This is a genomic window from Rhodococcus sp. BP-316, assembly GCF_019836105.1.
Classification (GTDB): Bacteria; Actinomycetota; Actinomycetes; order Mycobacteriales; family Mycobacteriaceae; genus Rhodococcoides.
In genome coordinates this window covers 134,401-160,037 of the sequence record NZ_JABUEE010000004.1, presented here as the reverse complement: position 1 = coordinate 160,037, position 25,637 = coordinate 134,401, and the positions used below count along the sequence as shown (strand labels likewise).

General features: G+C 69.1%; 26 protein-coding genes. 19 read left to right on the top strand and 7 right to left on the bottom strand.

The features are described 5' to 3' along the window. Nucleotides 1-269 precede the first annotated feature (269 nt). Nucleotides 270-1,445: a radical SAM family heme chaperone HemW gene (gene hemW, locus HQ312_RS09295; protein ID WP_308123871.1), complete on the top strand. Its 1,176-nt coding sequence runs from the start codon at nucleotides 270-272 to the stop codon at nucleotides 1,443-1,445. Nucleotides 1,446-1,452: 7 nt separating this feature from the next. On the opposite strand, the gene HQ312_RS09290 is transcribed toward hemW, so the two are convergent. Continuing rightward, a complete protein-coding gene (locus HQ312_RS09290) occupies nucleotides 1,453-1,758 on the bottom strand; it encodes a type II toxin-antitoxin system VapB family antitoxin (RefSeq protein ID WP_027505715.1) in 306 nt (101 codons plus the stop codon). 107 nt (nucleotides 1,759-1,865) lie between these two features. On the opposite strand from HQ312_RS09290, the gene hrcA reads away from it, so the two are divergent. The 7 genes from hrcA to era all read left to right on the top strand — a co-directional run bounded on the left by hrcA (nucleotide 1,866) and on the right by era (nucleotide 9,119). Beyond that, a complete protein-coding gene (gene hrcA / locus HQ312_RS09285) occupies nucleotides 1,866-2,909 on the top strand; it encodes a heat-inducible transcriptional repressor HrcA (protein ID WP_027505716.1) in 1,044 nt (347 codons plus the stop codon). A gap of 73 nt (nucleotides 2,910-2,982) precedes the next feature. Further along, nucleotides 2,983-4,134, top strand: coding sequence for a molecular chaperone DnaJ (gene dnaJ / locus HQ312_RS09280; protein ID WP_027505717.1), 1,152 nt, complete (start codon nucleotides 2,983-2,985; stop codon nucleotides 4,132-4,134). Nucleotides 4,135-4,152: 18 nt separating this feature from the next. Next, complete coding sequence (locus tag HQ312_RS09275) at nucleotides 4,153-4,914, top strand: 16S rRNA (uracil(1498)-N(3))-methyltransferase (RefSeq protein ID WP_056445787.1); 762 nt, start codon at nucleotides 4,153-4,155, stop codon at nucleotides 4,912-4,914. Between the two features lie 340 nt (nucleotides 4,915-5,254). Next, nucleotides 5,255-6,274 carry a PhoH family protein gene (locus HQ312_RS09270; RefSeq protein ID WP_056446329.1) on the top strand — a complete coding sequence of 340 codons (1,020 nt, stop codon included), beginning with the start codon at nucleotides 5,255-5,257 and terminating at the stop codon, nucleotides 6,272-6,274. Nucleotides 6,275-6,326: 52 nt separating this feature from the next. Continuing rightward, on the top strand, nucleotides 6,327-6,890 hold the full coding sequence (ybeY, locus tag HQ312_RS09265) for an rRNA maturation RNase YbeY (RefSeq protein WP_027505720.1): 564 nt from the start codon (nucleotides 6,327-6,329) through the stop codon (nucleotides 6,888-6,890). Continuing rightward, entirely contained in the window at nucleotides 6,887-8,224 is a 1,338-nt protein-coding gene (locus HQ312_RS09260) for a hemolysin family protein (protein WP_222638418.1), read from the top strand. The genes ybeY and HQ312_RS09260 overlap by 4 nt, the downstream gene beginning before the upstream one ends. Further along, nucleotides 8,211-9,119 (top strand): GTPase Era, encoded by a 909-nt coding sequence (era, locus tag HQ312_RS09255; protein ID WP_027505722.1) that lies wholly within the window; start codon nucleotides 8,211-8,213, stop codon nucleotides 9,117-9,119. Before HQ312_RS09260 ends, era begins: the two co-directional genes overlap by 14 nt. Nucleotides 9,120-9,173: 54 nt before the next feature. On the opposite strand, the gene HQ312_RS09250 is transcribed toward era, so the two are convergent. Beyond that, nucleotides 9,174-11,543 carry an FdhF/YdeP family oxidoreductase gene (locus HQ312_RS09250; RefSeq protein WP_027505723.1) on the bottom strand — a complete coding sequence of 790 codons (2,370 nt, stop codon included), beginning with the start codon at nucleotides 11,541-11,543 and terminating at the stop codon, nucleotides 9,174-9,176. Between the two features lie 140 nt (nucleotides 11,544-11,683). On the opposite strand from HQ312_RS09250, the gene HQ312_RS09245 reads away from it, so the two are divergent. From HQ312_RS09245 to HQ312_RS09230, 4 genes are read left to right on the top strand one after another with little or no spacing between them, the layout of a single operon-like run. Next, a complete protein-coding gene (locus tag HQ312_RS09245) occupies nucleotides 11,684-12,184 on the top strand; it encodes an SRPBCC family protein (RefSeq protein ID WP_222638417.1) in 501 nt (166 codons plus the stop codon). Nucleotides 12,185-12,242: 58 nt separating this feature from the next. Then, nucleotides 12,243-13,076, top strand: coding sequence for a DNA repair protein RecO (gene recO, locus HQ312_RS09240; protein WP_027505725.1), 834 nt, complete (start codon nucleotides 12,243-12,245; stop codon nucleotides 13,074-13,076). Next, nucleotides 13,027-13,833 (top strand): isoprenyl transferase, encoded by an 807-nt coding sequence (locus HQ312_RS09235; protein WP_027505726.1) that lies wholly within the window; start codon nucleotides 13,027-13,029, stop codon nucleotides 13,831-13,833. Before recO ends, HQ312_RS09235 begins: the two co-directional genes overlap by 50 nt. Further along, nucleotides 13,830-14,234 (top strand): hypothetical protein, encoded by a 405-nt coding sequence (locus HQ312_RS09230; RefSeq protein WP_027505727.1) that lies wholly within the window; start codon nucleotides 13,830-13,832, stop codon nucleotides 14,232-14,234. The genes HQ312_RS09235 and HQ312_RS09230 overlap by 4 nt, the downstream gene beginning before the upstream one ends. 1 nt (nucleotide 14,235) lies before the next feature. Here HQ312_RS09230 and HQ312_RS09225 read toward each other — a convergent pair whose 3' ends face one another. Both HQ312_RS09225 and HQ312_RS09220 read right to left on the bottom strand, forming a co-directional pair. Then, nucleotides 14,236-14,640, bottom strand: a complete 405-nt coding sequence (locus tag HQ312_RS09225; RefSeq protein ID WP_027505728.1) for a Fur family transcriptional regulator — start codon at nucleotides 14,638-14,640, stop codon at nucleotides 14,236-14,238. Continuing rightward, entirely contained in the window at nucleotides 14,637-14,984 is a 348-nt protein-coding gene (locus tag HQ312_RS09220) for a metalloregulator ArsR/SmtB family transcription factor (RefSeq protein WP_222638416.1), read from the bottom strand. Before HQ312_RS09220 ends, HQ312_RS09225 begins: the two co-directional genes overlap by 4 nt. A gap of 202 nt (nucleotides 14,985-15,186) precedes the next feature. On the opposite strand from HQ312_RS09220, the gene HQ312_RS09215 reads away from it, so the two are divergent. Further along, nucleotides 15,187-16,572: a glycine--tRNA ligase gene (locus HQ312_RS09215; RefSeq protein WP_027505730.1), complete on the top strand. Its 1,386-nt coding sequence runs from the start codon at nucleotides 15,187-15,189 to the stop codon at nucleotides 16,570-16,572. 3 nt (nucleotides 16,573-16,575) lie between these two features. Here HQ312_RS09215 and HQ312_RS09210 read toward each other — a convergent pair whose 3' ends face one another. From HQ312_RS09210 to HQ312_RS09200, 3 genes are all read right to left on the bottom strand, one after another. Continuing rightward, nucleotides 16,576-17,007: an SRPBCC family protein gene (locus HQ312_RS09210; RefSeq protein ID WP_222638415.1), complete on the bottom strand. Its 432-nt coding sequence runs from the start codon at nucleotides 17,005-17,007 to the stop codon at nucleotides 16,576-16,578. Nucleotides 17,008-17,076: 69 nt separating this feature from the next. After that, the gene (locus tag HQ312_RS09205) at nucleotides 17,077-17,799 is read right to left on the bottom strand and encodes a hypothetical protein (RefSeq protein WP_222638414.1); all 723 of its coding nucleotides are present in this window, start codon (nucleotides 17,797-17,799) and stop codon (nucleotides 17,077-17,079) included. An 88-nt stretch (nucleotides 17,800-17,887) separates the two neighbouring features. Continuing rightward, nucleotides 17,888-19,909 (bottom strand): TPM domain-containing protein, encoded by a 2,022-nt coding sequence (locus tag HQ312_RS09200; protein WP_222638413.1) that lies wholly within the window; start codon nucleotides 19,907-19,909, stop codon nucleotides 17,888-17,890. A 127-nt stretch (nucleotides 19,910-20,036) separates the two neighbouring features. On the opposite strand from HQ312_RS09200, the gene HQ312_RS09195 reads away from it, so the two are divergent. The 6 genes from HQ312_RS09195 to HQ312_RS09170 are packed head-to-tail and all read left to right on the top strand — an operon-like array spanning nucleotide 20,037 to nucleotide 25,580. Continuing rightward, nucleotides 20,037-20,951 (top strand): ABC transporter ATP-binding protein, encoded by a 915-nt coding sequence (locus HQ312_RS09195; protein WP_222638412.1) that lies wholly within the window; start codon nucleotides 20,037-20,039, stop codon nucleotides 20,949-20,951. Then, entirely contained in the window at nucleotides 20,948-21,736 is a 789-nt protein-coding gene (locus tag HQ312_RS09190) for an ABC transporter permease (protein WP_222638411.1), read from the top strand. The genes HQ312_RS09195 and HQ312_RS09190 overlap by 4 nt, the downstream gene beginning before the upstream one ends. A gap of 35 nt (nucleotides 21,737-21,771) precedes the next feature. After that, nucleotides 21,772-22,971 (top strand): histidine kinase, encoded by a 1,200-nt coding sequence (locus tag HQ312_RS22190; protein ID WP_222638410.1) that lies wholly within the window; start codon nucleotides 21,772-21,774, stop codon nucleotides 22,969-22,971. Then, nucleotides 22,968-23,576 carry a response regulator transcription factor gene (locus HQ312_RS09180; RefSeq protein WP_027505737.1) on the top strand — a complete coding sequence of 203 codons (609 nt, stop codon included), beginning with the start codon at nucleotides 22,968-22,970 and terminating at the stop codon, nucleotides 23,574-23,576. Before HQ312_RS22190 ends, HQ312_RS09180 begins: the two co-directional genes overlap by 4 nt. Before the next feature lie 46 nt (nucleotides 23,577-23,622). Beyond that, entirely contained in the window at nucleotides 23,623-24,312 is a 690-nt protein-coding gene (locus HQ312_RS09175; protein WP_027505738.1) for a YdcF family protein, read from the top strand. Then, entirely contained in the window at nucleotides 24,309-25,580 is a 1,272-nt protein-coding gene (locus tag HQ312_RS09170; RefSeq protein WP_027505739.1) for a deoxyguanosinetriphosphate triphosphohydrolase, read from the top strand. Before HQ312_RS09175 ends, HQ312_RS09170 begins: the two co-directional genes overlap by 4 nt. Nucleotides 25,581-25,637 lie beyond the last annotated feature (57 nt).

Sequence of the window (25,637 nt, the reverse complement as noted above, 5' to 3'; positions counted from 1 at the left end):
AAGGGGTGTCTCGGAGGGCTGGTCCGCACACCTCGTCCCTGACCGGCCGGGGGGTGTGCGGGCTGGCGGGAGGGTCAGACGAGCGGCCTCAGACAGCTGCAGACGCGTGCGAGATCGACGTGGCGCCGAGCCACGAGCATGATCTCCACGACTGTCATGAGCCCCATTCTGCCACGACGCGGGTGCCTCCCCCGACCAGGGCGTCGACGAGGAGGGAGGAGGACACTGGTCCGGTGATCCCCGTTCCACTCGCTCCTCCCGCTGTCGGTGTGCTCGCACCCGAGTCGTTCGTCGATCGTCCGGCCGCGCCGTTCGGCCTCTACCTCCATGTGCCGTTCTGCGCGACGCGCTGCGGTTACTGCGACTTCAACACCTACACCGCCGGGGAGCTCGGAACGTCGGCGTCACCGCAGTCCTGGCTCGACGGGGTGCGCCGCGAGCTCGACCTCGCCGCGGCGACGTTCGCGCGGGAGTCGGGCAGCGTGCCCAGCGTCGACACCGTGTTCGTGGGCGGCGGAACGCCGTCGCTGCTCGGTGCCGACGGCCTCGCCGATCTCCTCGGTGCCGCGCGCTCGTCCTTCACGTTCTCGGCCGATGCCGAGGTGACGACGGAGTCGAATCCCGAGTCGACGTCGCCGGCCTTCTTCGACGGAATCCGCGCGGCCGGCTACACACGTGTGTCGTTGGGCATGCAGTCGGCGGCACCGCACGTGCTCGCGATCCTCGACCGCACCCACACCCCGGGACGCGCCGGGGACGCGGCACGGGAAGCGGCGGCGGCCGGGTTCGACCACGTGAACCTCGACCTCATCTACGGAACGCCGGGAGAGAGTGACGACGACCTCGACGCGTCGTTGACGGCGGTGCTCGAGGCCGGTGTCGACCACGTGTCCGCGTACGCGCTCATCGTCGAGGACGGGACGGCCCTGGCGAGACGGGTGCGCCGGGGCGAGCTCCCGGCTCCGGACGACGACGTGCTGGCGTCGCGCTACGAGCGGATCGACGCGCGTCTCGGCGCGGCCGGCTTCGGGTGGTACGAGGTGTCCAACTGGGCGCGGGGCGACGGTGCGGAGTGCCGGCACAACCTGGGGTACTGGGACGGCGGTGACTGGTGGGGCATCGGTCCCGGCGCACACAGCCATGTGAACGGGACGCGGTTCTGGAACGTCAAGCATCCGGCGCGATACGCGGAGACGCTGGCGAACGGGGCGCTGCCGATCGCGGACAGCGAATCTCTCACGAGCGACGAGCAACACATGGAACGTGTCATGTTGACCGCGCGGCTGCGGGCGGGAATGGCCGCTGGTGATCTGTCGACGGACGAGGTGGCCCGTGCGGACTCGATCGCGTCCGACGGACTGCTCGTCCGTCTGGGCGATCGGTACGTCCTCACCGACCGTGGGCGGTTGCTCGCCGACGGGGTCGTGCGCGACATTCTCGAGTGAGTGCCGCTCAGGCCCCGATCGCGTCGTAATCGAACACCCGCGCGTGCAGGACGACACGGTTTCGCAGCGCAGCCCGCACCGCCCGGTGCAGGCCGTCCTCGAGGTACACGACGCCGTGGTAATGCACGGCATGGGGAAACAGGTCCCCGTAGAACGTGCTGTCCTCGGACAGCAGACGGTCGAGTTCGAGCACCTTCGTGGTGGTCACGATCTCGTCGAGGCGCAACTGACGTGGCGGAATCTTGGACCAGTCGCGGAGCGACAGACCGTGCTCCGGATACGGCTTGCCGTCGCGCACTCCCTTGAAGATCACACCGGTCACAGTAGTGACTCGGGCGAGCGGAATGGGGCACCCGCGCGTCGCCGACTAGAATCGGCTGGTCCCGCACAGCCACCGGTCCCGAGCGTAGGAGGGTTGCGATGTCGAGTACGGAGGATCGACGTTTCGAGGTCCTGCGTGCCCTGGTCGCCGACTATGTCGCGACGCAGGAGCCCATCGGATCGAAAGCACTGGTCGATCGACACAATCTGGGAGTGTCCAGCGCTACCGTGCGCAACGACATGGCCGTGCTGGAGGCCGAGGGCTACATCACGCAGCCGCACACCAGCTCGGGTCGTATCCCCACAGACAAGGGCTACCGGCAGTTCGTCGACCGCATCGCCGACGTCAAGCCGCTCTCCGCGGCGGAGCGACGGGCGATCCTGCAGTTCCTCGACACCGGCGTCGACCTGGACGACGTGCTGCGGCGCGGTGTTCGCCTGCTCGCCCAGCTGACCCGTCAGGTCGCCGTCGTGCAGTACCCGACCCTGTCCGCGTCGTCGGTCCGCCATCTCGAGGTGGTGGCCCTGACGCCGGCGCGACTGTTGCTGGTGCTCATCACCGACTCCGGCCGCGTCGATCAGCGCATCGTCGAACTCGGCGACGTCATCGACGACGAGGACCTCTCGCGTCTGCGGTCGCTGCTCGGCGGCGCGCTGGAGGGCAAGCGTCTCGCCCTGGCGTCGGCCGCGGTGGCCGAACTCGCCGAGACGGCGCCCGAGGATCTGCGCGACGCCGTGGTGCGCTCGTCGACCGTGCTGGTCGAGACGCTCGTCGAACACCCGGAGGAGCGGCTCGTGCTCGGGGGGACCGCCAACCTGACGCGCAACGCCGCCGACTTCGCCGCGCTCAGTGGGTTCCCGGGGTCGCTGCGCTCCGTGCTCGAGGCGCTGGAGGAACAGGTCGTGGTGCTCAAGCTCATCGCGGCGACCCAGGACACCGGCCGAGTGACCGTCCGGATCGGCGAGGAGACCATGGCCCCGGAGATGCGGGGCACCTCGGTGGTCTCCACCGGCTACGGCTCGGCGGGCAACGTGCTGGGCGGTATGGGTGTGCTCGGCCCCACTCGCATGGACTACCCGGGAACGATCGCGTCGGTCGCGGCTGTTGCTCGATACATCGGAGAGGTGCTGGCCGAACGATGACGGCCGGTGCACTCACCTGCCCCACCCGAACTTTTCCCGACCCACCTTCCACCAAGAGGATATGAGTACACACGTGGCACGCGACTATTACGGAACTCTGGGCGTCGACAACAAGGCGTCGGACCAGGAGATCAAGCGCGCGTATCGCAAACTCGCGCGTGAGTTCCACCCCGACGTCAACCCCGACGAGTCGGCCCAGGCCCGCTTCAAGGACATCAGCTCGGCGTACGAGGTGCTGTCCGATCCCGAGAAGCGACGCATCGTCGATCTCGGTGGCGATCCGCTCGAGAGTGGCGGCGGAGGCGGAGCAGGCGGCTTCGGCGGTGCCGGCTTCGGCGGCGGACTCGGCGACGTGTTCGAGGCGTTCTTCGGCGGCAACGGCGGCGGCACCCGCGGACCCCGCGGTCGCGTCCAGCCCGGCTCGGACTCGCTGCTGCGCACCACGCTGACGCTGGAGGAGTGCGCCACCGGCGTCACCAAGCACATCGCCGTCGAGACAGCCGTGCTGTGCGACGTGTGCACCGGTTCCGGGACCAACGGCGACTCGACGCCGGTCCGCTGTGAGACGTGCAACGGTGCCGGCGAGGTCCAGTCGGTCCAGCGGTCGTTCCTCGGACAGGTCATGACGGCGCGTCCGTGCCCCACCTGCCGCGGCGCGGGCGAGACGATCCCCGATCCCTGCCGCAAGTGTGGCGGCGACGGGCGCGTGCGTGCCCGCCGCGAACTGGCCGTGAAGGTGCCGGCCGGTGTCGGCAGCGGGATGCGCATCCGCCTCGCGGCGCAGGGCGAGGTCGGCCCCGGCGGCGGTCCCGCCGGTGACGTGTACGCCGAGGTGGTCGAGAAGTCGCACGACGTGTTCGTCCGCGACGGCGACGATCTGCACTGCACCATCCGCGTGCCGATGGCGGACGCCGCCCTGGGCACGTCCGTCAGCGTCGACGCGATTCTCGACGGTCCCACGACGATCACCGTCGACCCCGGCACGCAGCCCGGCTCGGTGCAGGTCCTGCGCGGTCACGGCATGCCCAAGCTGCGCAGCGGTGTCCGCGGCGATCTGCACGCGCACCTCGAGGTGGTCGTCCCGGCCCGCCTGGACTCCACGGAGACCAAGTTGCTGCAGCAACTGCGTACTCACCGCGAACGCGACAACGCCGAGGTGGTCACCACTGCATCGCAGCACACCGGGGGACTGTTCTCCCGTCTGCGCGACGCCTTCAGTCGCTGATCGGGCGCGGGACCACTGGTGGCGGCGACCGTCTACTTCCTCGATCCGCTGCCGTCTCCGGGGGAGTCGGGCGCGTTGGACGGGGCCGAAGGTCGGCACGCGGCCACGGTGCGCCGGACGACCGTCGGTGAGCGGCTGGTGCTGTCGGACGGCCGCGGCTCGCTCGCGGCCGTCGAGGTCACCGGCGTCGAGAAGGCCCGGCTCTCGTTCACGGTGCTCTCCGTCACCACCGCGGAGCCGCCCCGGCCCACGGTGACCGTGATCCAGGCGCTCCCGAAGTCGGAGCGCTCGGAACTGGCCGTCGAGACGGCGACCGAGGCGGGTGCGGACGCGATCGTGCCGTGGCAGTCGCTGCGCTGCGTGTCGCGATGGGACGGCCCGAAGGCCGTCAAAGGTGTCGCGAAGTGGCGGAACGCTGCCTCCGCGGCCGCCAAGCAGGCGCGGCGTGCCTTCGTTCCCGACGTCGCCGACCTGCACGACACTCGGATGGTGCGCAGCCTGGTCGAGGGCGTCGTCGCACGTGGGGGCATCGTGGTCGCGCTGCACGAGGCTGCGCCCGGGGCCTTCGCGGACCTCCCGTTCCGCGGCGCACCCGAGGTGGTGCTCGTCGTCGGACCCGAGGGCGGGCTCGACGACACGGAGATCGACATGCTCGTCGGTGCCGGCGCGACGCCCGCGCTCCTGGGGCCGACCGTCCTGCGGACATCGACCGCGGCGGCCGTGGCGTTGGGCGCGCTCGGCGTCCTGACCGATCGCTGGTCCGGCGCGCCCCCTGCTTGATCTGCGGCGCGGGCCGCTGGTGCACGTGCTCCGGTTTCCGCAACCCGCTCCTGTTGTGACCGGAGCAGGTTGTTGCAACCGGAGCACCTGGCGCCGCCCGGCCCGTGTGCGGGAAGGGGCAGCTACGAGGGTTGCGCGCGACATACTGGAATGCGCTTCTCGGGGGAGACGTTAAAGTGGTGAGAGGTTCCCGTCGCGGCGAACCGAGTATCGAAACCCGAGAGAAGGCCATAGCCACCACGTGAGTGACAACATCCCTTTCGTCGGCACCAGAGGTGACGATGCGCAGGACACCACTCGTGCGTCCCGCGCGCAGAAGCGGCAGTCCTCACGCCCGGTTCTGACCGAGGCGCGTGTGACCGAGTCCATCGAACTCGACCCCGCCGTGATGTTCCCTCTGCTCGGGTCCGCCGACGGTAATCTCCGGGCGCTCGAGCAGGTGCTCTCCGCCGAGATCCACGTACGCGGCAACGTCGTCACGTTCGAGGGGGCACCGTCCGACATCGCCGTCGGCAAGCGGGTGCTCACCGAGCTCGCCGCCGTCGTGGTCGCCGGCGGACCGGTCACTCCGGACGCGGTGCGGCGCACCGTCGCGATGCTCAGCCGCGGCGTGAGCGAGTCTCCCGCCGAGGTCCTGAGCCTGGACATCCTGTCCCGACGCGGCAAGACCATCCGGCCCAAGACGCTGAACCAGAAGCGCTACGTCGACGCGATCGACGCCAACACCATCGTGTTCGGCGTGGGTCCCGCCGGAACGGGCAAGACCTACCTGGCCATGGCCAAGGCGGTGCAGGCTCTGCAGGCGAAGCAGGTCAGCCGCATCATCCTCACGCGCCCGGCCGTCGAGGCGGGGGAGCGACTCGGGTTCCTCCCCGGCACACTGCACGACAAGATCGATCCGTACCTGCGTCCGCTCCACGACGCGTTGCACGACATGATGGACGTCGAAGCCATCCCGAAGCTCATGCAGGCAGGCATCATCGAGGTCGCACCGCTGGCCTACATGCGTGGCCGCACGCTGAACGACGCGTTCATCATCCTCGACGAGGCGCAGAACACCACGGCCGAGCAGATGAAGATGTTCCTGACCCGCCTCGGCTTCAACTCGAAGATCGTCGTCACCGGTGACATCACCCAGGTGGATCTCCCCGGGGGATCGCGTTCGGGACTGCGTGCCGCCACCGAGATCCTGGTGGACATCGACGACATCCACTTCGCCAAGCTCGACAGCAGCGACGTGGTCCGGCACCGACTGGTCTCCGACATCGTCGACGCCTACGACCGTTTCGACGCCGCGGACGCCAAGTCCGCCAACCGCGCTGCGCGTCGCAGTGGCGGTCCCCGCGCCGCGCACCACTGATGTGGGCGTGCACGGGCACGGGGGCGTCGCCGCGCACTAGTACGGTGTTCGCATGAGCATCGAGGTCTCCAACGAATCCGGGATGGACGTCGGAGAAGAGGATCTGATCGCGGTCGCGCGCTACGCCATCGCGCAGATGGACGTGCACCCGGCAGCCGAGCTGTCCATGGTCCTCGTCGACTCCGCCACCATGGCCGATCTCCACATGCGCTGGATGGACCTGCCAGGTCCCACCGACGTGATGTCGTTCCCGATGGACGAGCTCGAGCCGGGCGGTCGCCCGGACTCACCGGACCCCGGTCCGTCGATGCTCGGAGACATCGTGCTGTGCCCGTCGTTCGCGGCGGACCAGGCCGAGAAGGCCGGGCACCCGCTCGAGCACGAACTCGCACTCCTCACCGTGCACGGTGTGCTGCACCTCCTCGGCTACGACCACGCGGAGCCGGACGAGGAGAAGGAGATGTTCGGCCTGCAGAACAGCATCCTCGAGGACTGGTACGAGAGTCTGCGCCAGGCCGAGCGCGACGCTCTGTCGGCTGCGCGAGACGCGAAATTGTTGGGCAGCACCGGCTTCGCGAATCCCCGGACCGATGCCGGTGGTGAGTCGACCCGGTGACCAGCGCTCCGGCACTGATCGTGCTCGCGGTTGTCCTCGTCCCTCTCGGTGGCCTCTTCGCCGCCATCGACTCCGCCGTCAACACCGTCTCCTCAGCACGCGTCGAGGAGATGGTGAAGGAATCTCGGGGCGGGGCGAGCGAACTGCTCCGCATCCTCGAGGATCGTCCGCGGTACGTCAATCTGATGGTGCTGCTGCGCATCCTGTGCGAGATCGGGTCCACGGTTCTGCTCGCCGGAGCGTTGCTGGACCTGCTCGCGCCGGCGCAGGCACTGGCCATCGCCGCCGGCGTCATGGTGGTGGTCGACTACGTCGTCATCGGCGTGGGGCCCCGCACACTCGGCCGCCAGCACGCGTACTCCATCTCGCTGGGGTCGTCCTACCCGCTGCGCGCCATCGGCATCCTGCTGGGCCCGGTGAGCCGGTTGCTCATTCTCGTCGGCAATGCGATCACGCCCGGCCGCGGCTTCCGTAACGGTCCCTTCGCCTCCGAGATCGAACTGCGGGAACTGGTCGACATGGCGCAGGAGCGCGGCGTGGTCGCCGACGACGAGCGCCGCATGATCCAGTCCGTGTTCGAGCTCGGCGACACCTCCGCACGCGAGGTGATGGTGCCGCGCACCGAGATGGTGTGGATCGAGCGTGACAAGTCTGCCGGACAGGCGACCACCCTCGCCGTGCGGAGCGGGCATTCGCGGATCCCGGTGATCGGCGAGAACGTCGACGACATCCTCGGCGTCGTCTACCTCAAAGACCTCGTGCAACAGACGTACACGTCGTCCGACGGTGGTCGCAGCGTGCGTGTCGACGAGGTCATGCGTCCCGCGGTGTTCGTCCCGGACTCCAAGCCGCTGGACAGCCTGCTGGCCGAGATGCAGAGGGACCGCAAGCACATGGCCGTCCTGGTGGACGAGTACGGCGGCGTCGCCGGACTCGTCACCATCGAGGACGTGCTCGAGGAGATCGTCGGCGAGATCGCGGACGAGTACGACACCGACGAGGTGGCCCCGATCGAGGAACTCGAGGACGGCCGCTTCCGGGTGTCGTCCCGGCTTCCTCTCGAGGATCTCGGCGAACTGTTCGACATCGAGATCGACAACGACGAGGTGGACACCGTCGGCGGCCTGCTGTCCTACGAGATCGGGCGCGTCCCGCTGCCGGGTGCCCGTGTCGAGGCACACGGGTTGATCCTGGTGGCCGAGGGCGGCTCCGATGCGCGCGGACGAGTGCGCGTGAGCACCGTGACCGCCGAGAAGCTTCCCGAACCGGACTCCGACGACGAGGACTCCGAGTCGCCGGACGAGAGAGACGAGATCGACCATGACCGAGACTGACGATTTCCACTCCGGGTTCGTGTGCTTCGTCGGACGGCCCAACACCGGCAAGTCCACTCTGACGAATGCCCTGGTGGGGGCCAAGATCGCCATCACGTCCTCTCGGCCCCAGACCACACGCCACACCATTCGGGGCATCGTGCACCGGGACCACGCGCAGCTGATCCTCGTGGACACCCCGGGCCTGCACCGGCCGAGGACCCTGCTCGGGCAGCGTCTGAACGACCTTGTGCGCGACACCTACTCGGAGGTCGACGCCATCGGTCTCTGCATCCCGGCGGACGAGAAGATCGGCCCCGGCGATCGCTGGATCCTGGAGCAGGTCCGCCACAACGCGGGCAGGACAGCGCTGGTCGGTCTGGTGACCAAGATCGACAAGGTCTCCAAGCAGCGCGTCATGGAGCAGCTGATCGCCGTCTCCAACCTGCTCGGTCCCGACTGCGAGGTGGTCCCCGTGTCCGCCGCGTCCGGCGAGCAGGTGGAGGTCGTCGTCGACGTCTTCGCGAAGGTGCTGCCGCCCGGGCCTGCGTTCTACCCCGACGGTGAGCTGACGGACGAGCCGGAGGAGACCCTCATGGCCGAGTTGATCCGGGAGGCAGCGCTCGAGGGAGTGCACGACGAGCTCCCGCACTCCCTCGCCGTGGTCATCGAGGAGGTCGGGCCCCGCGAGGGGTCGGACACGATGCTGGACGTGCACGCCATTCTCTACGTCGAACGTCAGTCGCAGAAGGCGATCGTCATCGGCAAGGGTGGGGCCCGACTGCGCGACGTGGGCACCGCGGCTCGCGGTCAGATCGAGAAGCTGCTCGGCACCCGCATCTACCTCGACCTCCGCGTCAAGGTGGCCAAGGACTGGCAGCGCGATCCCAAGCAGATGGGCAAGCTGGGCTTCTGACCCCGCGCTACCGTGCCGCGATCGATCGTCGCGACACGGTAGCCGGGTGCAGGTTCAGGACAGGTGCTCAGGCTCCGTCTGGGTCTTGTGGTGCTCGTCGGAGCGCATGGCGTCCTGGCCGCCGTGCCCCACTCCCGGGCTGCCGGCCCTGGCCGGACTCAACGAGACGACGATCGACTTCGACGTGGGGCAGTTGCTGTCGGTCGCCGACGAGTCCAGCGGAACCAGCGGGTTGGTCTCCGGGTAGTAGGCGGCTGCGGACCCCTTGGGCGTCTGGTACTCGACGATCCGGAAGTTCTCGGCGACGCGCACCACGTCGTCGTCGTCCCACTTGGTGGTGATGTCGACGAAGTCGCCGTCCTTCATGCCGAGTTCCGCGATGTCGCCGCGGTTGACGAACACGACGCGGCGGCCGCCCTCGATTCCCCGGTACCGGTCGCTGAGTCCGTAGATCGTGGTGTTGAACTGATCATGGCTCCGGAACGTCTGCAGCAGAAGATGTTTCGGCGGCACCTGCAGAGCCTCGATGGGCGAGACGAAGAACTCGGCGAGGCCGGACTCCGTCTGGAAGGTCCGCGAGTCCCGCGGCGGGTGGGGGAGGACGAAGCCTCCGGGGCGCCGAGCGTTGACCTCGTAGCCCTGGCATCCCGGAACCACCCGCGAGATGTGCTGACGGATGGTGCGGTAGTCGTCGCGCATGCCCTTCCAGTCGAGACCGTAGCGGTCGCCGATCGTGGCTTCCGCGATCTGCGTGATGATCTCGACCTCGGACTTGACGTGCGGGCTCGGCGGATCGAGCGGACCGCGGGAGGAGTGCACCGAGCACGTCGAGTCCTCGACGCTGATCCACTGCGGCCCGCTGGCCTGGATGTCCTTCTCGGTGCGGCCCTTGGTCGGCAGGATCAGCGCCACGTCCCCGGTGACGAGGTGCGAGCGGTTGATCTTCGTCGAGATGTGCACCGTCATGTTCGTCTTGCGCATGGCATCGAAGGTGACGGTGCTGTCCGGCGTGGCCTGGGCGAAGTTGCCGCCGAGACCGAGGAAGAACTTCACCTTGCCGTCGCGCATCCCGCGGATCGAGTCGATCGTGTCGAGACCGTTCTCGCGGGGCGGATCGAAGCCGAACTCGCTCTCGAGTGCGTCGAGGAAGTGCTTCGGTACCCGCTCCCAGATGCCCATCGTGCGGTCGCCCTGCACGTTCGAGTGACCGCGCACGGGCAGCACACCCGCGTTCGGCTTACCGATGTTGCCCTGAGCGAACGCGAGGTTGGTGATCTCCTTGACGGTGTTCACGGCGTTGCGGTGCTGCGTGATGCCCATGGCCCAGCAGAAGACGGTGGCCTTCGAGTCACGCAGGAGCTTCGCTGCGTCTGTGATCTGGGCTCGGGAGAGACCGGTGACCGTCTCCACCTCGTCCCAGTCGACCGCCGAGACGTGCTGCTTCCACAGATCGAAGTTGTTGGTGTACTTCTCGATGAACTCGTGATCGAGGGCGTCCCACTCGACCAGCAGCTTGCCGATGGCCTGGAAGAGCGCCAGGTCGCCGTTGATGCGGATCGGCAGGTGCATGTCCTCGAGATCGGTGCCGGGTCCCACCATGCCGCGCGGGGTCTGCGGATTCTTGAAGTTGATGAGGCCGGCCTCGCGCAACGGGTTGATCGCCAGGATCTTGGCGCCGTTCTGCTTGGCCTTCTCCAGCGCGGACAGCATGCGCGGGTGGTTGGTGCCCGGGTTCTGTCCGGCCAGGATGATGAGGTCCGCGCCGTACACGTCGTCGAGCACGACGCTGGCCTTGCCGATGCCCATCGACTCCTGCAGAGCGAACGACGTGGACTCGTGACACATGTTGGAACAGTCCGGCAGGTTGTTGGTGCCGTACGCGCGAACGAAGAGCTGGTACACGAACGCGGACTCGTTCGACGCGCGGCCCGACGTGTAGAACGTGGCCTCGTCCGGGTGCAGCGAGCGCAGCTCCTCGCCGATGAGGTCGAATGCCTCGTCCCACCCGATCGCCTCGTAGTGGGTGCCGCCCGACCGCTTGACCATCGGGTGCGTGATGCGTCCCTGCTGACCGAGCCAGTGCTCACTGTGCGAGTCGAGGTCGGCGATGCTGTGGCGCGCGAAGAACTCCGGGGTGGCGCGGCGCTTGTCGGCTTCCTCGGCGACGGCCTTCGCGCCGTTCTCGCAGAACTCCGCGGCGTGACGGTGACCCGGATCCGGATCGGGCCACGCGCAGCTCATGCAGTCGAAGCCCTCGGCCTGGTTCAGGTCGAGCAGGGTCCGTGCGGTCCGCACCGGGCCCATGCGCTCGAGCGAGCGCTTCATCGAGACGGCGACGGCGGTCGGACCGGCGGCATGCGTCTTCGGCTTCTCGATCGACAGGTCGGCCTCGTCGTAGTCCCGAGAGTCGTGTGTGCGTGTCATCGATCCGTCACTCCATTCATGTCGCGCGTGCCCCTCTGGTCGAGGGTAGTGCGCGGCGCCGACACGACCGGTCGGACGACGCGCTTCCACTCCTGTCTACCCGCGCCGACGATTCCGTACCCGTCGCCTAGCGTGAGGCCATGACGAGAACTCGCACCGTGTCCGATCACGTCGACGTCGCGGCATCGCCCGACGAGGTCTACGCACTGGTCAGCGATCCGACGCAGACGCATCGGTGGAGCCCCGAGAACACGGGAGCGCTGGTGGACGAGCCGCGCCGTGGAGGTACCTACGAGGGCATGACGTTCGTCGGCCGCAACAAGCGCGGCCGGGCGACGTGGAGCACGCGGTGCGTGGTGACAGCCGCCGAGCCCGCACGGCGATTCGCGTTCCGGGTGGAGGTCATCGGACCCGGCAAGCCGATCGTCCGCGCACGGAACGCGAGCTGGGAGTACACCTTCGCGCCAGTGGACGGCGGCACCCGCGTCACCGAGACGTGGACGGACGATCGGCCGTGGCCCGACGCGGTGGCCGCGCTGTTCGACAAGGTGGCCACCGGGGGCAGTTCCTTCGCGTCCTTCCAGCGCCGCAACATCGCGCGGACGCTGGCGAATCTGCAGGCCGAGCTCGGCGCTCCCTGACCTCGCCCGGTCGTCCTGCGTGGGACAATGACACGGTGCCGGCGAGCAGAGGTGGAGTGTGAGGTCGTATCGCGATCATGCCGTCGTCCTGCGCCAGCACAAGCTCGGTGAGGCCGACCGCATCGTCACGCTCCTCACCCGCCGCCACGGACTGGTGCGCGCAGTGGCGAAGGGCGTGCGCCGCACGACGTCGAAGTTCGGCGCCCGGCTCGAGCCGTTCGCCTACATCGACGTGCAGCTGTATCCCGGTCGCAACCTCGACATCGTGACCCAGGTACAGACCGTCGAGTCGTTCGCGTCCGACATCGTCGCCGACTACGGCCGCTACACCACCGGGTGCGCCGTCCTCGAGACCTCCGAGCGACTGGCGGGTGAGGAGCATGCTCCGGCGCCTCGTCTGCATCACCTGACCGTCGGCGCGCTGCGCACCCTGGCCTCCGGGGCTCGCGACTCGGAACTGGTGCTGGACGCGTTCCTGCTGCGGGCGATGAACTTCGCCGGGTGGGCTCCGTCGCTGGACGAGTGCGCGACGTGCGCTGCGCCCGGTCCGCATCGCGCGTTCCACGTCTCCGCCGGGGGAGCGGTGTGCACCCACTGTCGCCCCGCCGGGTCCAGCACACCCTCGGTGGGTGTGCTCGACCTGATGTCGGCCCTGCAGAGCGGCGACTGGGCGGGTACCGAGGCGTCGACCGACTCGATGCGCGTGCAGGCGAGCGGTCTGGTGGCCGCGCACCTGCAGTGGCATCTCGAACGGCAACTGCGGACGCTCCCGTTCGTCGAACGCAGTGGCGGGTCCGGGACCGCCGGGTCCGCACCTGCCGGAGAAACTCCGGTCGGGCAGGATGAGACCCGTGATCCGTCGAAGTCCACGCGAGCAGCCCACCCGGCGTGAGGTCCGCGCGCCCGATCCGCACCCGTCCGGTGCCCGCGCGCCGATCCTGCAGCCGGAGCTGATTCCCCGCCACGTGGCGCTCGTGATGGACGGCAACGGACGCTGGGCGCAGGATCGCGGACTGCCCCGCACCGCCGGACACGAGCGCGGCGAGGCCGTCCTCATGGACACGGTCTGCGGATGCATCGACATCGGCGTGCGGTGGCTGTCCGCCTACGCGTTCTCGACGGAGAACTGGCGCCGCAGCCCGGACGAGGTGAAGTTCCTCATGGGCTTCAACCGCGACGTCATCCGCCGCCGCCGCGACGAGATGCACGAGATGGGGGTGCGCGTCCGCTGGGCGGGGCGCCGACCGCGTCTGTGGCGCAGCGTCATCAACGAACTCGAGACGGCCGAAGAGCTCACGAAGGACAACACCGTCATGACGCTGACGATGTGCGTCAACTACGGCGGCCGCGCCGAGATCGTGGACGCAGCCCGCGAGATCGCCCGTCGCGCAGCAGCCGGACAGCTCGATCCCGACAAGATCTCCGAGGCGTCCTTCGCGAAGTACCTCGACGAACCGGACATGCCCGACGTCGATCTCTTCCTGCGGCCGTCCGGCGAGCAGCGCACGTCCAATTTCCTGATCTGGCAGTCCGCGTACGCGGAGATGGTGTTCCAGGAGAAGCTCTTCCCCGATTTCGATCGCCGCGACCTGTGGGCCGCGTGCGTCGAGTACGCCTCGCGTGACCGCAGATTCGGTGGTGTGAAATGACGGAGCAGGACATCGTGGCGGCCCTGCAGGACCGTGCCCGGCTGGCACTCGGACAGTTCGCGGACGTGTCCGTGGGCGACGACGGATCGCTCGGGTTCAGCTACGCGGGCGCACTCTGCTCGCTGCGTGCGGTCGCTCTGAGTCCGGGACTCGAGGTGCTCGCTCTGACGGCCGTGCTGGCCTGGGACCGTCCGTCGTCGGGAACGCTGCGGGCGCGAGTGGCGGTGCGCAACAGCGAGTCCCAGTTCGGCTCGATCTCGCTCACGACGCACGGGTCGCAGGCCGACGTCGTGATGCGCTACACGTTCCCGGCGTCGGGTCTCGACGACGAACCACTCATGACGATGCTCGTCCTGGTGCTCTCGGGTGTGGAGAAGGCGCGCGTCGGCCTGGTGCCGTGACTCATCGCGCGGCGCACTCGCTGCAGGTGCCGAAGATCTCGGCGGTGTGGCTGACGTCGCTGAACCCGTGCTTCGAGGCCACCGACTTGGTCCAGCGCTCCACGGCGGCACCTTCCACCTCGACGGTGAAGCCGCAGTCGCGGCACACCAGATGGTGGTGGTGACCGTCGGAGCACCGGCGGTAGACGGACTCACCGGAATCGGTCCGTAGGACGTCGATGGTGCCGGCGTCCGCGAGGGCCTGCAGGGTGCGGTAGACGGTGGTGAGGCCGATACCGTCGCCACGCTTGCGCAGTTCGTCGTGCAGCTCCTGCGCCGACCGGAACTCGTCGACGGTCTCCAGCAGTTCGGAGATGGCGCTGCGCTGCTTGGTCGAGCGCACACCGATGGTGCGGGGAGCGGTCACGAGTGGTTCTCCTCCCGAGCGTGGGCGACGGCGTCGACGACGATGTGGGCGAGGTGGTCGTCCACCAGGCGGTACAGGACCTCGCGTCCGGCACGCTCACCGCGGACGACGCCCGCGGCCTTGAGGACACGCAGGTGCTGGCTGATGAGGGGCTGCGTGACGCCCAGCGCACCGACCAGCTCGTGCACGCACCGTTCCGACTCGCGCAGTTGCAGCACGATCGCGATGCGCACCGGAGCAGCGAGTGCACGCAGCAGGTCGCCCGCGCCGCCCAGCACGTCCTTGGACGGCAGCGGAACGGGGCTCGGAGCCGCGGGAGGGACCACCGTGTCGTCGATGCTCATGAAGGTCCTCCTGCACTGTCGGGTGGTGCTTAATGGAAACAGTAACCACTTTCGACATCTACTCTGATATGCGCGGACGTGCATGTCAACTCACCGGTGCTCGAAGACCGGGACGTCGCCGGATAGTCTGATGTGTCGCGAGCAGAGGGACACCCCCTCGCTCGGCAGTACTACCGACCACCCGAGATGGAGAGCTGGCCCCGTGGCACCGAAGTCCAAGATCGATACCGTCGCCAACCTGGCCAAACGCCGGGGACTCGTCTATCAGTGTGGCGAGATCTACGGCGGAACCAAGTCGGCCTGGGATTACGGCCCCCTCGGCGTGGAGCTGAAGGACAACATCAAGAAGCAGTGGTGGCGCAACATGATCACCAGCCGCGAGGACACGGTGGGTCTCGACTCGTCCGTGATCCTGCCGCGCGAGGTGTGGGAAGCGTCCGGCCACGTCGAGACGTTCTCCGATCCGCTGGTCGAGTCGCTCCACACCCACAAGCGCTACCGCGCCGATCACCTTCTCGAGGCGTACGAGGAGAAGCACGGCCACCCGCCGGAGAACGGACTCGCCGACATCCGTGATCCCGAGACCGGCGAGCCCGGTTCCTGGACGGAGCCGCGCGCGTTCTCCGGACTGCTCAAGACGTTCCTCGGACCTGTCGACGACGAGGCAGGCCTGCACTACCTCCGCCCCGAGACGGCGCAGGGCATCTTCGTCAACTTCGCCAACGTGCTCACCACGTCGCGCAAGAAGCCGCCGTTCGGCATCGGCCAGATCGGCAAGAGCTTCCGCAACGAGATCACGCCCGGCAACTTCATCTTCCGCACCCGCGAGTTCGAGCAGATGGAGATGGAGTTCTTCGTCAAGCCCGGCGAGGACGAGCAGTGGCACCAGTACTGGATCGACTACCGCATGAAGTGGTACACCGATCTGGGCATCGACCCGGAGAACCTGCGCCTGTACGAGCACGCGCAGGAGAAGCTGTCGCACTACTCCAAGCGCACCGTGGACATCGAGTACCGCTTCGAGTTCCAGGGCAGCGCGTGGGGCGAGCTCGAGGGCGTCGCCAACCGCACCGACTTCGACCTGTCGACGCACTCGAAGCACTCGGGCACCGACCTGAGCTTCTACGACCAGGCCAACGACGAGCGTTACACGCCGTACGTCATCGAACCTGCTGCGGGACTGACTCGTTCGCTCATGGCCTTCCTCGTCGACGCGTACCACGAGGACGAGGCGCCCAATGCGAAGGGCGGCGTGGACAAGCGGACGGTGCTGCGACTCGATCGTCGTCTGGCGCCGGTCAAGGCCGCCGTGCTCCCGCTGAGCCGCAACGCCGACCTGACGCCCAAGGCCAAGGACCTCGCGGCGACTCTGCGACAGAACTGGAACGTCGAGTTCGACGACGCCGGCGCCATCGGTCGCCGCTACCGTCGCCAGGACGAGATCGGCACCCCGTTCTGCATCACGGTCGACTTCGACACGCTGGACGACCATGCGGTCACCATCCGCGAGCGCGACAGCATGGCACAGGAGCGGATCGCCCTCGATCAGGTCGAGGGCTACCTCGCCACCCGCCTGCTGGGCTGCTGACCGCTACTTCTGCAGAGCAGCGATCATCTGCTCCTCGGTCTCTTTCCCGACCCGCTCGAAGGCGATGCCTGCGAGCGGGTCGGCCAGTTTCGCGAGGCCGTTGAACTCGATATTCGCGTGATAGGTGATCTCGGTAGAGGTCGGGCCGGCCTCGTTCAGCGTGATGTCGTCGGTGCTCGTCGCGGTCTTGTTCGTGCCCTTCAGAACGATGTGGCCGGGCTCGTCGACCTCGAGGCGATACGTCAGCTCGGTCGAGATCCCGTACAGCTTGGACGTGTTGTTCCATTCCGTGCCGACGGCGACCGGTCCGGGTGTGGCCTGCGTGCACGCCACGGTGCCCGGATCCCACTCGGTGGCGTTGGCGAAGTCGCGGAGGTACGCGGCGACGTCCGCTCGGGCGCGGGAAACGGTGAACGTGCGGGTGACATCGACCATGGGTGGGGCTCCTGATGCTAGGTGGGTGACTCCAGAGTGCCCGTTCGCGCGCAGTACTGAAACACCACGTCAGCGGACACAGGAGTGCTGCTGGTACTCCACCAACTGGCGCTGCACCGACACGGGTACCGGGATGCGGGTGTAGACCGGCACACCGTCACCCACTGCGATCCACGCGGGGAACACGAAGGGCTTCCTGGCGTCCGCGATGACATGCGGTTCGCAGGACGCCGTCGACAGCGTGACCGGGACGTCGATGCTCGCTGTTCCCGACGCCAGCGTGACCGGCACCTCCTCGCTGCTCAGCGCGTAGAGGAGGCTGCCGCGAATCTCGTCGAGGCGCAACGGGTCGTCACCGCCTCGGCGATCCAGGGTGAGCACCGCCGACAGAGGCGCCGCGGGGTCCGCCGGTGGAGGGCCGGGAACCAGGGTGACCGCGACGATGTCGGCGAGTTCGGCGGCGGCACATTCTTCGGCGTGGATTCGGTTCAGGGTGTCGTTCTGCGACGCGAGCGGCACCTCGACCGCGATGTCGTCACTCGTCTCGACGACCGCTGTCGCCGGTTCCGCTCCGACATCGCACAGCGCTGTTCCGTACGGCACGGTGACGTCGATGCGGGAGCCGCGGTCGAGCGTGATCTCGCGAGGTGTCGCGTCGACCGTCTCGAAGCCGGGAGAACGCAGTGCGACCGACCGGACGGTGACCGGCTGCTCCGACGCGCCGGTGAGCGTCACCTGAAGCTGTCCGCCCACCGCGTCGTCGTCGCGGCTCCGGTAGGTGGATGCGCTCACGGGGGCGCGGACCTCCGGCGGCGACGGTGCGCAGCCGACGAGGAGAGTCAGGGCGAGGGCGCTTGCCGCGACCCGAGCGGTCACCGGCTCAGAAACGTCCGCCGGACGAGCGTCCGATGCGTCCCGAGCTGCCGGAGCCGCCGAACGAGCGCGGACCGCCGCCGAATCCGCCGTAGCCACCGCCACGACGGTTCCCGTACGAGCGGCCCCCGGAGAAGCCGCCCCGCAGCACGCTGTCGATGAGCACGCCGGTGAGGATGCCGCCCGCCGAGGACGAGCCGCCGTACCCACCGCTGTGCCGAGGGCGCTGTGTCGCCTCCCAGTCGGCGACGTCCGCCTGAGCGAGGTGCGACGCCTGCGCAGCGAGGGACAGGGCGGCCGCGGCGTGCTGCAGAGCGCGTGGCGCGTCCGTGGCACCCAGCTGCTGGGCGGCTTGGACGTGCCGTTCGGCCTCGGCGAGCCGCGTACGCGCCTGGACCTTCACCGCGCCGCTGCGGGCGCCGATGTACTCGCTCGCGGCCCGCACCTGTGCCTGCGCCGACGCGAGGTCCCGGTCCAGTCGAGCGCGGGCATGGTCGTCCTGTTCCTTGCTCTGTGTGGCGACGGCGAGTGCGGAGTCGAGTTGCGCGTCGGCTGCGACGAGGGCGTTCATACTGCCCAGCGGATCCTGCGTGCCGCGGGTCCGTGCCCGACCCAACGCCTCGGCGACGGCGGCCCGTGCCGCGGCGAGTCGGTCTCCGCCGTGCGAGGCGAGGCGGTCCGCCGACGCGATGTCGGCTTCCGCGTCGGCCATCGCCGCGTCGAGCCCGGAGCGCGCGGCCTCGATGTCGGCGTCGGCGTGCTCGACGGCGTCGAGCAGCGATCGGGCGCGCGACAGCGCACTCTCCGCGGTGCGCACCGCGGCCACCACCGGTCCCTGGTGACCCACCGGTTGCGCGGCGGCATCGCGCCCCTCGTCGATGCTCGCGTCGGCGAGCTCGAGCTGTTCCTTCGCCAGGTCGACGTTGTTCGCCACCGGCGCGAGGACGGAGCTGTCGTACCGCCCCGCGAGGCTCGTCAGGGTCGTCGCCGCCGCGACCAGCCGCGCCGTCTGCTCCACCTGCCCGCGCGTGAGCGCGTCGAGACGGGAGTCCGCGTCGATCAACAGGTTCCGGATCTCGTCGAACTCGGCGACCTTCTCGTCGAGGTGCCGGTCCGCGTCACTGCACGAGGTGATGATCGACAGGAGCATCTGGCGCCGCTCGTCGGGCGACTCGGGGATCGCGTCGTCCAGACGCTGCCTCGTCTCGAACGCGGCCGCGAGCGCGCGGCGGGCGCCGTCGAGAGCCTCGACGAACGGGCGAGCCGCGGCCTGTCCGAGTTCGCCGACGGCAGTGGACAACTCGTCGGCACTGGCCCGGATCGCCTCGTCGGTCTCCACCAGCAGAGCGCGGGAACGCTCGTCCAGGACGTCGAGCGGGAGAGCGGCGAAGGCCGCGGGGTCACTGCCGTCCAACTGCTCGGCGGCCTCCAGTGCATCGGCTCGCCGCCGCCGTGCGCGCAGCCGAGTGAAGGCGAAGGCGCCCAGTACGAGGACGAGGATCACGCCGACGGCGACCCAGAGACCTGCCGATCCCGAGCCGGTGGTCGACGCCGCCTTGCCCAGGCCGGTGGCTGCCGCCGTCGCCGCGCCCGCCCAGTTCTCCTCGCGCAGCGCCGGTTCGATCGAGGCCTGCTCGAGTTCGGAGATCTCCGAGTCCGAGATGCTCGACAGCGCCTGGGGAACGTTCAGGACGTACGAGCGGGCCTGCGTCGCGACCGCCATGAGCACATCACGGTCCCCGAAGTCGCTGGTGGACGCCGTGCGCTCACCCCACGAGGTGGCAGCCTGGCCCGAGAAGTCGTCGACGAAGACCACCCAGAGCCGGAAGCCCTGCTCGTCGTAGAGGGTGTCGACGGCGGACTGCACCTCGGACACCTCACCGGCATCGAGTGCGCCGGCCTGATCGGTGACCTGCTCGGGCACTCGGAACGGTTCCTCGGCGGAGGCGGGCACGCCCACACCGACCACGGCGAGGACGAACAGGATCGCGGTGGTGGCGGCACGCAGGAGCACTCGGACCCGGGTCATGGTGGGAACCTACCGGGAGCGTGGCCGAACGGTGCGAACGAGGACGAGAGACCCGTGACAACTGTCATGCCGCGGTCGTGACGCACGAACGAGGGTTCGTCCCTCGCATCGGAGCAGTGTTCTTCTCATGACCACACCAGCGATTCACCTCGACCATCTGCGGAAGTCGTTCGCCGGGCCGGGCCACACCCGTGTCCAGGCCGTCGACGACCTGTCACTCGTCGTCCACCCGGGCGAGATCGTCGCGTTCCTCGGGCCCAACGGCGCCGGCAAGACCACCACGATCGACATGATGCTGGGCCTCGGTCGTCCCGACGAGGGCTCCGTCGCCCTCTTCGGCGGATCGCCCGAGGACGCCGTCGCGACGGGCCGCGTGTCGGCGGTGATGCAGAGCGGGGGACTGCTGAAGGACATCACCGTCGAGGAGACCGTGCGCCTCATCGGCACGCTGTACTCGTCCACCCGGCCCGTCTCGGAAGTCCTGGCACGCGCAGGCATCGCGGACATCGGGGGCCGGATGGTGGGGAAGTGCTCCGGCGGTCAGCAGCAGCGGTTGCGGTTCGCGCTCGCCCTACTCCCGGATTCCGATCTCATCGTGCTCGACGAGCCGACCACGGGCATGGACGTGGAGGGCCGACGTGAGTTCTGGGCCGCCATGCGCGAGGACACCTCGCACGGGCGCACGGTCCTGTTCGCCACGCACTACCTCGACGAGGCGGACGCCTACGCCGACCGCATCGTGCTGCTGCGCGACGGGCGCATCGTGGCGGACGGCACCGCGGCCGAGATCAAGAACGTGGCGTCCGGCCGGCGGGTCTCGGCGATCCTGCCGGGCGCGCGGGCAGCCGATCTGCTGGCCGTTCCCGGCGTCGACGACGTCGAGATCCACGGTGACCGGCTCACCGTCCACGCGACGGACTCGGATGCAGTCGCTCGATACCTGTTCGCACACACCGCAGCTCGCGAGGTGGAGATCGTTCCCCACACTCTCGAGGACGCGTTCCTGACCCTCACCACCGACACCACCGGGAGCCTCGCATGACCGCCACCGATTCGACCACCGCCACCGTTCGGACGCTGCCGGCTCGGGGCGGATTCAACGCCGGCTTCCTCGCGCTCGAGATGCGCCGGATGTTGCGGAACCGCCGCACCGTCGTCTTCGCACTCGTCGTGCCGCCGATCTTCTTCCTCATCTTCGGGCTGCAGGGTGATCTGAAGACCGAGTCGGCAGGATCGGCGAACGTCACCGGCTACGTCATGGTGAGCATGGCCCTCTACGGCGCGATGCTGGCCACCACGAGTGGCGGCGCCATGGTCTCGATCGAACGCGGACTCGGATGGAGCCGTCAGCTGCGGCTCACCCCGCTGACCCCCACCGCGTACATCGCGGTGAAGGTCGTCGTCGCCATGGCGCTCGGGCTCGTGTCCGTGGCCGTCGTCTTCGCCGTCGGTGCGGCGACAGGCGCGACTCTTCCCGCCGCGGCATGGGTGGAGTGCTTCGTGCTCGCCTGGATCACCTCGATCGTGTTCGCGGCGTTCGGCCTCTTCATGGGGTACCTGCTGCCGTCGGAGAACGTGATGCAGATTCTCGGACCCGGTCTCGCTGTGCTCGCGTTCGCCGGTGGTCTCTTCGTCCCGGCGAGTGGATGGTTCGCGACCGTGGCGAAGTTCGTCCCCACCTACGGGGTGGCCACGTTGGCGCGATCTCCCCTCGGGGACACCTCGTGGACGTCCCTGGTGGAGGCGCTCGTCAACGTGGCGGTGTGGACGACGATCTTCGTGATCGGCGCGATGACGATGTTCCGCAAGGACACCGCCCGCGTATGACACGTCCGGACACCAGTGGGTCTAGCGTGGCGGCGGTGAGCAGGACCACCGCCGCCACGCTCGGCCGTCGTCAGGGCCTCGTGCAGTCACTTCGGTCGCACTTCGTCATCGAACCGCGCGAGGTGAACGTCGACGACAGTGAGGGGACGCGACTGCGCGCCGCCGTGCGCCGAGGCTGGATCTTCAGTGCGGTGTGGCTGGCCTACCTGATCTATCCGGTGCGGGCGGTGTGGAGTTACGACGGGCCCGTCCACTGGCAGGTGGCCGCAGCGCTGTGTCTGCTCGCCTTCGCCGCGGTGTTCCTGGGTGGTTTCCGCGACTTCCGTGGTCGGCTGCACGCCGAGGCGCAGGTGCGAGTACCCCGACAGTGGGCTGTGGTGGTGGCGCTGATGCTGCTGCTGGTTCCGGTCGCTCCCGCAGCCGGCGACTCCGTGTTGACGGGATGCGTGTTCGTGGCGGTTCTCGCCGTCATGACCCTCCCACCCCGATCGGGTCTCCTCGTGCTCGCTGCGAACGTCGCCGCGGTCGAGGTGCTTCCCCGTGTCGTCCCGACGTGGACCCCGGACGATTCCGCCGGGTTCACCGTGGCGGTGGCCGCGTTCGCCGCCTGGGGAATCAGCCAACTCGTCGCTCGCAACATCCAGCTGACCGAGGCGCGCCGCCGCCTGTCCGACCTGGCCGTGGTCGAGGAGCGCGAGAGAGTCGCTCGCGACGTCCACGACATCCTCGGCCACTCGCTGACCGTCATCACCATGAAGGCCGAGCTGGCCGGGCGACTCGTCGAGGTGGATCCGGCGCGTGCCGCCGTCGAGATCGCCGACGTCGAGAGCCTTTCGCGCGCAGCGCTCGCCGACGTGCGATCGACGGTGGGCGGGCTGCGTCACCTGCGACTCGACACCGAGATACGGGGAGTGCGCAGCGCCGTCGAAGCGGCAGGGATGACACTGCACATCGAGGGGTCGGTGCGTGACGTGGCGGAGGAGTTCCGTGAGCTGTTCGCCTGGGCGCTCCGGGAAGCGGTGACGAACGTGGTGCGTCACAGCGGCGGAACCGAGTGCCGGGTGCGACTCGATGCCCGCCGTATCACCGTCGCGGACAACGGCATCGGGCCGCAGGGCGAGTCCACGGGCACCGGCCTGCGGGGACTCACCGACCGCGCGGACGCCCTCGGCGCCGTCGTCCGCGTCGCGCGCGGAGGAGACGGTGGGTTCACGGTGACGGTGACGGCGCCGTGACGATCCGACTCCTGCTGGCCGACGACCAGGCCCTGGTCCGCGGCGCTCTGGCCGCCCTGTTGGGACTCGAGCACGATCTCGACGTCGTCGCGGAGGTGGGGCGCGGCGACGAAGTGGTGCCCGCAGCGCTCGAGCACCGTCCCGACGTGGCGCTTCTCGACGTCGAGATGCCCGGGGGAGACGGCATCGCGACCACCGCCCTGCTGCGGGCGGCAGTCCCCACGTGTCGCGTGCTCGTGGTCACCACCTTCGGACGGCCCGGGTACGTGCGGCGGGCCATCGACGCCGGTGCCGGCGGATTCGTGGTCAAGGACACGCCCGCTCGCCAGCTCGCCGAGGCGGTCCGGCGGGTCCACGCCGGGATGCGCGTCATCGACCCGGCACTGGCGACGGAGACACTGACGGCCGGGAACTCGCCCCTGACACCGCGGGAGCGGGACGTCCTGTCCGCGGCGCGCTCCGGGACCACCGCCGGGTCCATCGCCGCCGCGCTGCACCTCTCCGAGGGCACGGTGCGGAACCATCTCTCCGCCGCCATCGGGAAGACCGGTGCCACCACGCGCGCCGAGGCCGTGCGCATCGCGGAGGACAACGGGTGGTTGTGAGGCGCGCCGGACCGATCTCCGCGGGTGCGGCTGGCAGAATCGACGTGTGAGTACCGACTACCGCTACGACGACCCGTACGTGCCGCAGCCCGATCGTCTCGGCTTCGGCGGCACCGTCGCGCGCTGGCTCCGTCGGCTCGTCGCGGGCGTGGTCCTCGTGGGAGTGCTCCTCGTCGGTGGGACCGCCGTGCGGGTGTGGCAGGTGGCTCGGATCGACGATCACACGCCGTCGGACGCCATCGTCGTGCTCGGCGCGGCCCAGTACGACGGCGTCCCCTCGTCGGTCTTCGAGGCGCGACTCGAACAGGCGTCGGCGCTGTTCTCCAGCGGGGTCGCTCCGCTGATCGTGACGGTCGGTGGCAAGCAGGTGGGCGACAACTACACCGAGGCGGCGTCGGGTCGGAACTACCTGATGGACCAGGGTGTTCCGGGCGAGGACATCGTCGCCGTCGAGGAGGGGTCGGACACCCTGCTCAGCATCGAGGCCGTCGCGGCGGAGTTGCAGTCGCGAGGACTGACCGACATCACCCTGGTGAGCGATCCGTGGCACTCGCTGCGCACCCGCACCATGGCGCGCGACGCCGGTCTGGACGCGTGGACGTCGCCCACCCGCCAGGGCCCCGCCGTGTTCACCCGCGAGTCGCAGATCCACGGGATCGCCAGGGAGACAGCGGCTCTGCTGTGGTACCAGCTGACGCACTACTCCGCGGACTTCCAGTACACGGCCAGCCAGTGACGCAGTACGACGCGGCGGACCTCGAACGACTGGTGGCGGAGGGGCCGAAGACGGCCGCGCTGGTGCTCACCGAGACACCCGGCGATTCGCGAGGACACTTCGCCCGTGATCGCGCCCGGGTGCTGCACTCGGCCGCGTTGCGACGCCTCGCCGACAAGACTCAGGTCACCGGTCCCCGTGAGGGCGACACGCCCCGCACCCGATTGACGCACTCTCTGGAGGTCGCCCAGATCGGGCGCAGCATCGCCGACGGCATCGGGTGCGACCCCGATCTGGTGGAACTGGCCGGGCTGGCTCACGACATCGGCCACCCGCCCTACGGACACAACGGCGAGCGGGCCCTCGACGAGGTGGCCGAGTCCTGCGGCGGGTTCGAGGGCAACGCTCAGAACCTTCGGATCCTCACGGTGCTGGAACCGAAGGTCCTCACCGAGGACGGCGCCAGCGCCGGGCTGAACCTCACTCGTGCCTCGCTCGATGCCGCGATCAAGTACCCGTGGCTGCGGCCGCGGCCGGGCGCGAAGTTCGGCGCCTACGACGACGACGCCGACACCCTCACCTGGATCCGCGAGGGCGCACCCGAGGGTCGTCAGAGCCTGGAGGCGCAGGCGATGGACTGGGCCGACGACGTCGCGTATTCGGTGCACGACGTGGAGGACGGCATCATCGCCGGGCGCATCGACCTCCGGTCGCTGGCCGACCCCAGCGAGCAGTCGGCCCTCGCCGAGATGTCGGTGAGCGAGTTCCGCGGCTTCGACCGTGACCACATGCGCGAGGCCGCTCAGCGGTTGTCGGAGATGCCGGTGGTCACCGATGCGTCCGGCTACGACGGCACTCTCGTCCGCTCGGTGGCGCTCAAGCGGATGACGAGCGAACTGGTGGGCCGATTCACCACCGCCGCCATCTCCAGCACCCGGGAGGCGGCCGACGGCAGGCCCGTGCGGCGCTACGAGGCCGATCTCTCCGTCCCGTCGCTGGTCCGAGCGGAGGTGGCGTTGCTCAAGACGATGGCGCTGCGTTACGTGATGTCCGACGCCGGGCACCGGCTCCGGCAGGACCGTCAGCGCGATCGCATCCACCGCGTCGCGGCCTGGCTGCTGTACTCGGCACCGACCTCGCTCGATCCGATGTTCGTTCCCGTGTGGAACGCCGCCGCGGACGACTCCCAGCGCATCCGCGTCGTGGTGGATCAGATCGCGTCCTACACGGAGTCGCGGCTCGAACGGGTGGACAAGAGCAGCCTCGGAGCGCAGGCGTCCTGGGGTTAGCGGGTCCGGGTCGGTACGGCGGGGGAGCCGTGTCGGACCCGGCACTAGACTGGGCTC

Bases quoted from the DNA above. Each gene is read 5' to 3' on its own strand.
- hrcA (WP_027505716.1), top strand. From the start codon at position 1,866: ATGTCGAGTACGGAGGATCGACGTTTCGAGGTCCTGCGTGCCCTGGTC.
- ybeY (WP_027505720.1), top strand. From the start codon at position 6,327: ATGAGCATCGAGGTCTCCAACGAATCCGGGATGGACGTCGGAGAAGAG.
- era (WP_027505722.1), top strand. From the start codon at position 8,211: ATGACCGAGACTGACGATTTCCACTCCGGGTTCGTGTGCTTCGTCGGA.
- HQ312_RS09250 (WP_027505723.1), bottom strand. From the start codon at position 11,543: ATGACACGCACACACGACTCTCGGGACTACGACGAGGCCGACCTGTCG.
- HQ312_RS09245 (WP_222638417.1), top strand. From the start codon at position 11,684: ATGACGAGAACTCGCACCGTGTCCGATCACGTCGACGTCGCGGCATCG.
- HQ312_RS09235 (WP_027505726.1), top strand. From the start codon at position 13,027: ATGAGACCCGTGATCCGTCGAAGTCCACGCGAGCAGCCCACCCGGCGT.
- HQ312_RS09230 (WP_027505727.1), top strand. From the start codon at position 13,830: ATGACGGAGCAGGACATCGTGGCGGCCCTGCAGGACCGTGCCCGGCTG.
- HQ312_RS09220 (WP_222638416.1), bottom strand. From the start codon at position 14,984: ATGAGCATCGACGACACGGTGGTCCCTCCCGCGGCTCCGAGCCCCGTT.
- HQ312_RS09210 (WP_222638415.1), bottom strand. From the start codon at position 17,007: ATGGTCGATGTCACCCGCACGTTCACCGTTTCCCGCGCCCGAGCGGAC.
- HQ312_RS09200 (WP_222638413.1), bottom strand. From the start codon at position 19,909: ATGACCCGGGTCCGAGTGCTCCTGCGTGCCGCCACCACCGCGATCCTG.
- HQ312_RS09195 (WP_222638412.1), top strand. From the start codon at position 20,037: ATGACCACACCAGCGATTCACCTCGACCATCTGCGGAAGTCGTTCGCC.
- HQ312_RS09190 (WP_222638411.1), top strand. From the start codon at position 20,948: ATGACCGCCACCGATTCGACCACCGCCACCGTTCGGACGCTGCCGGCT.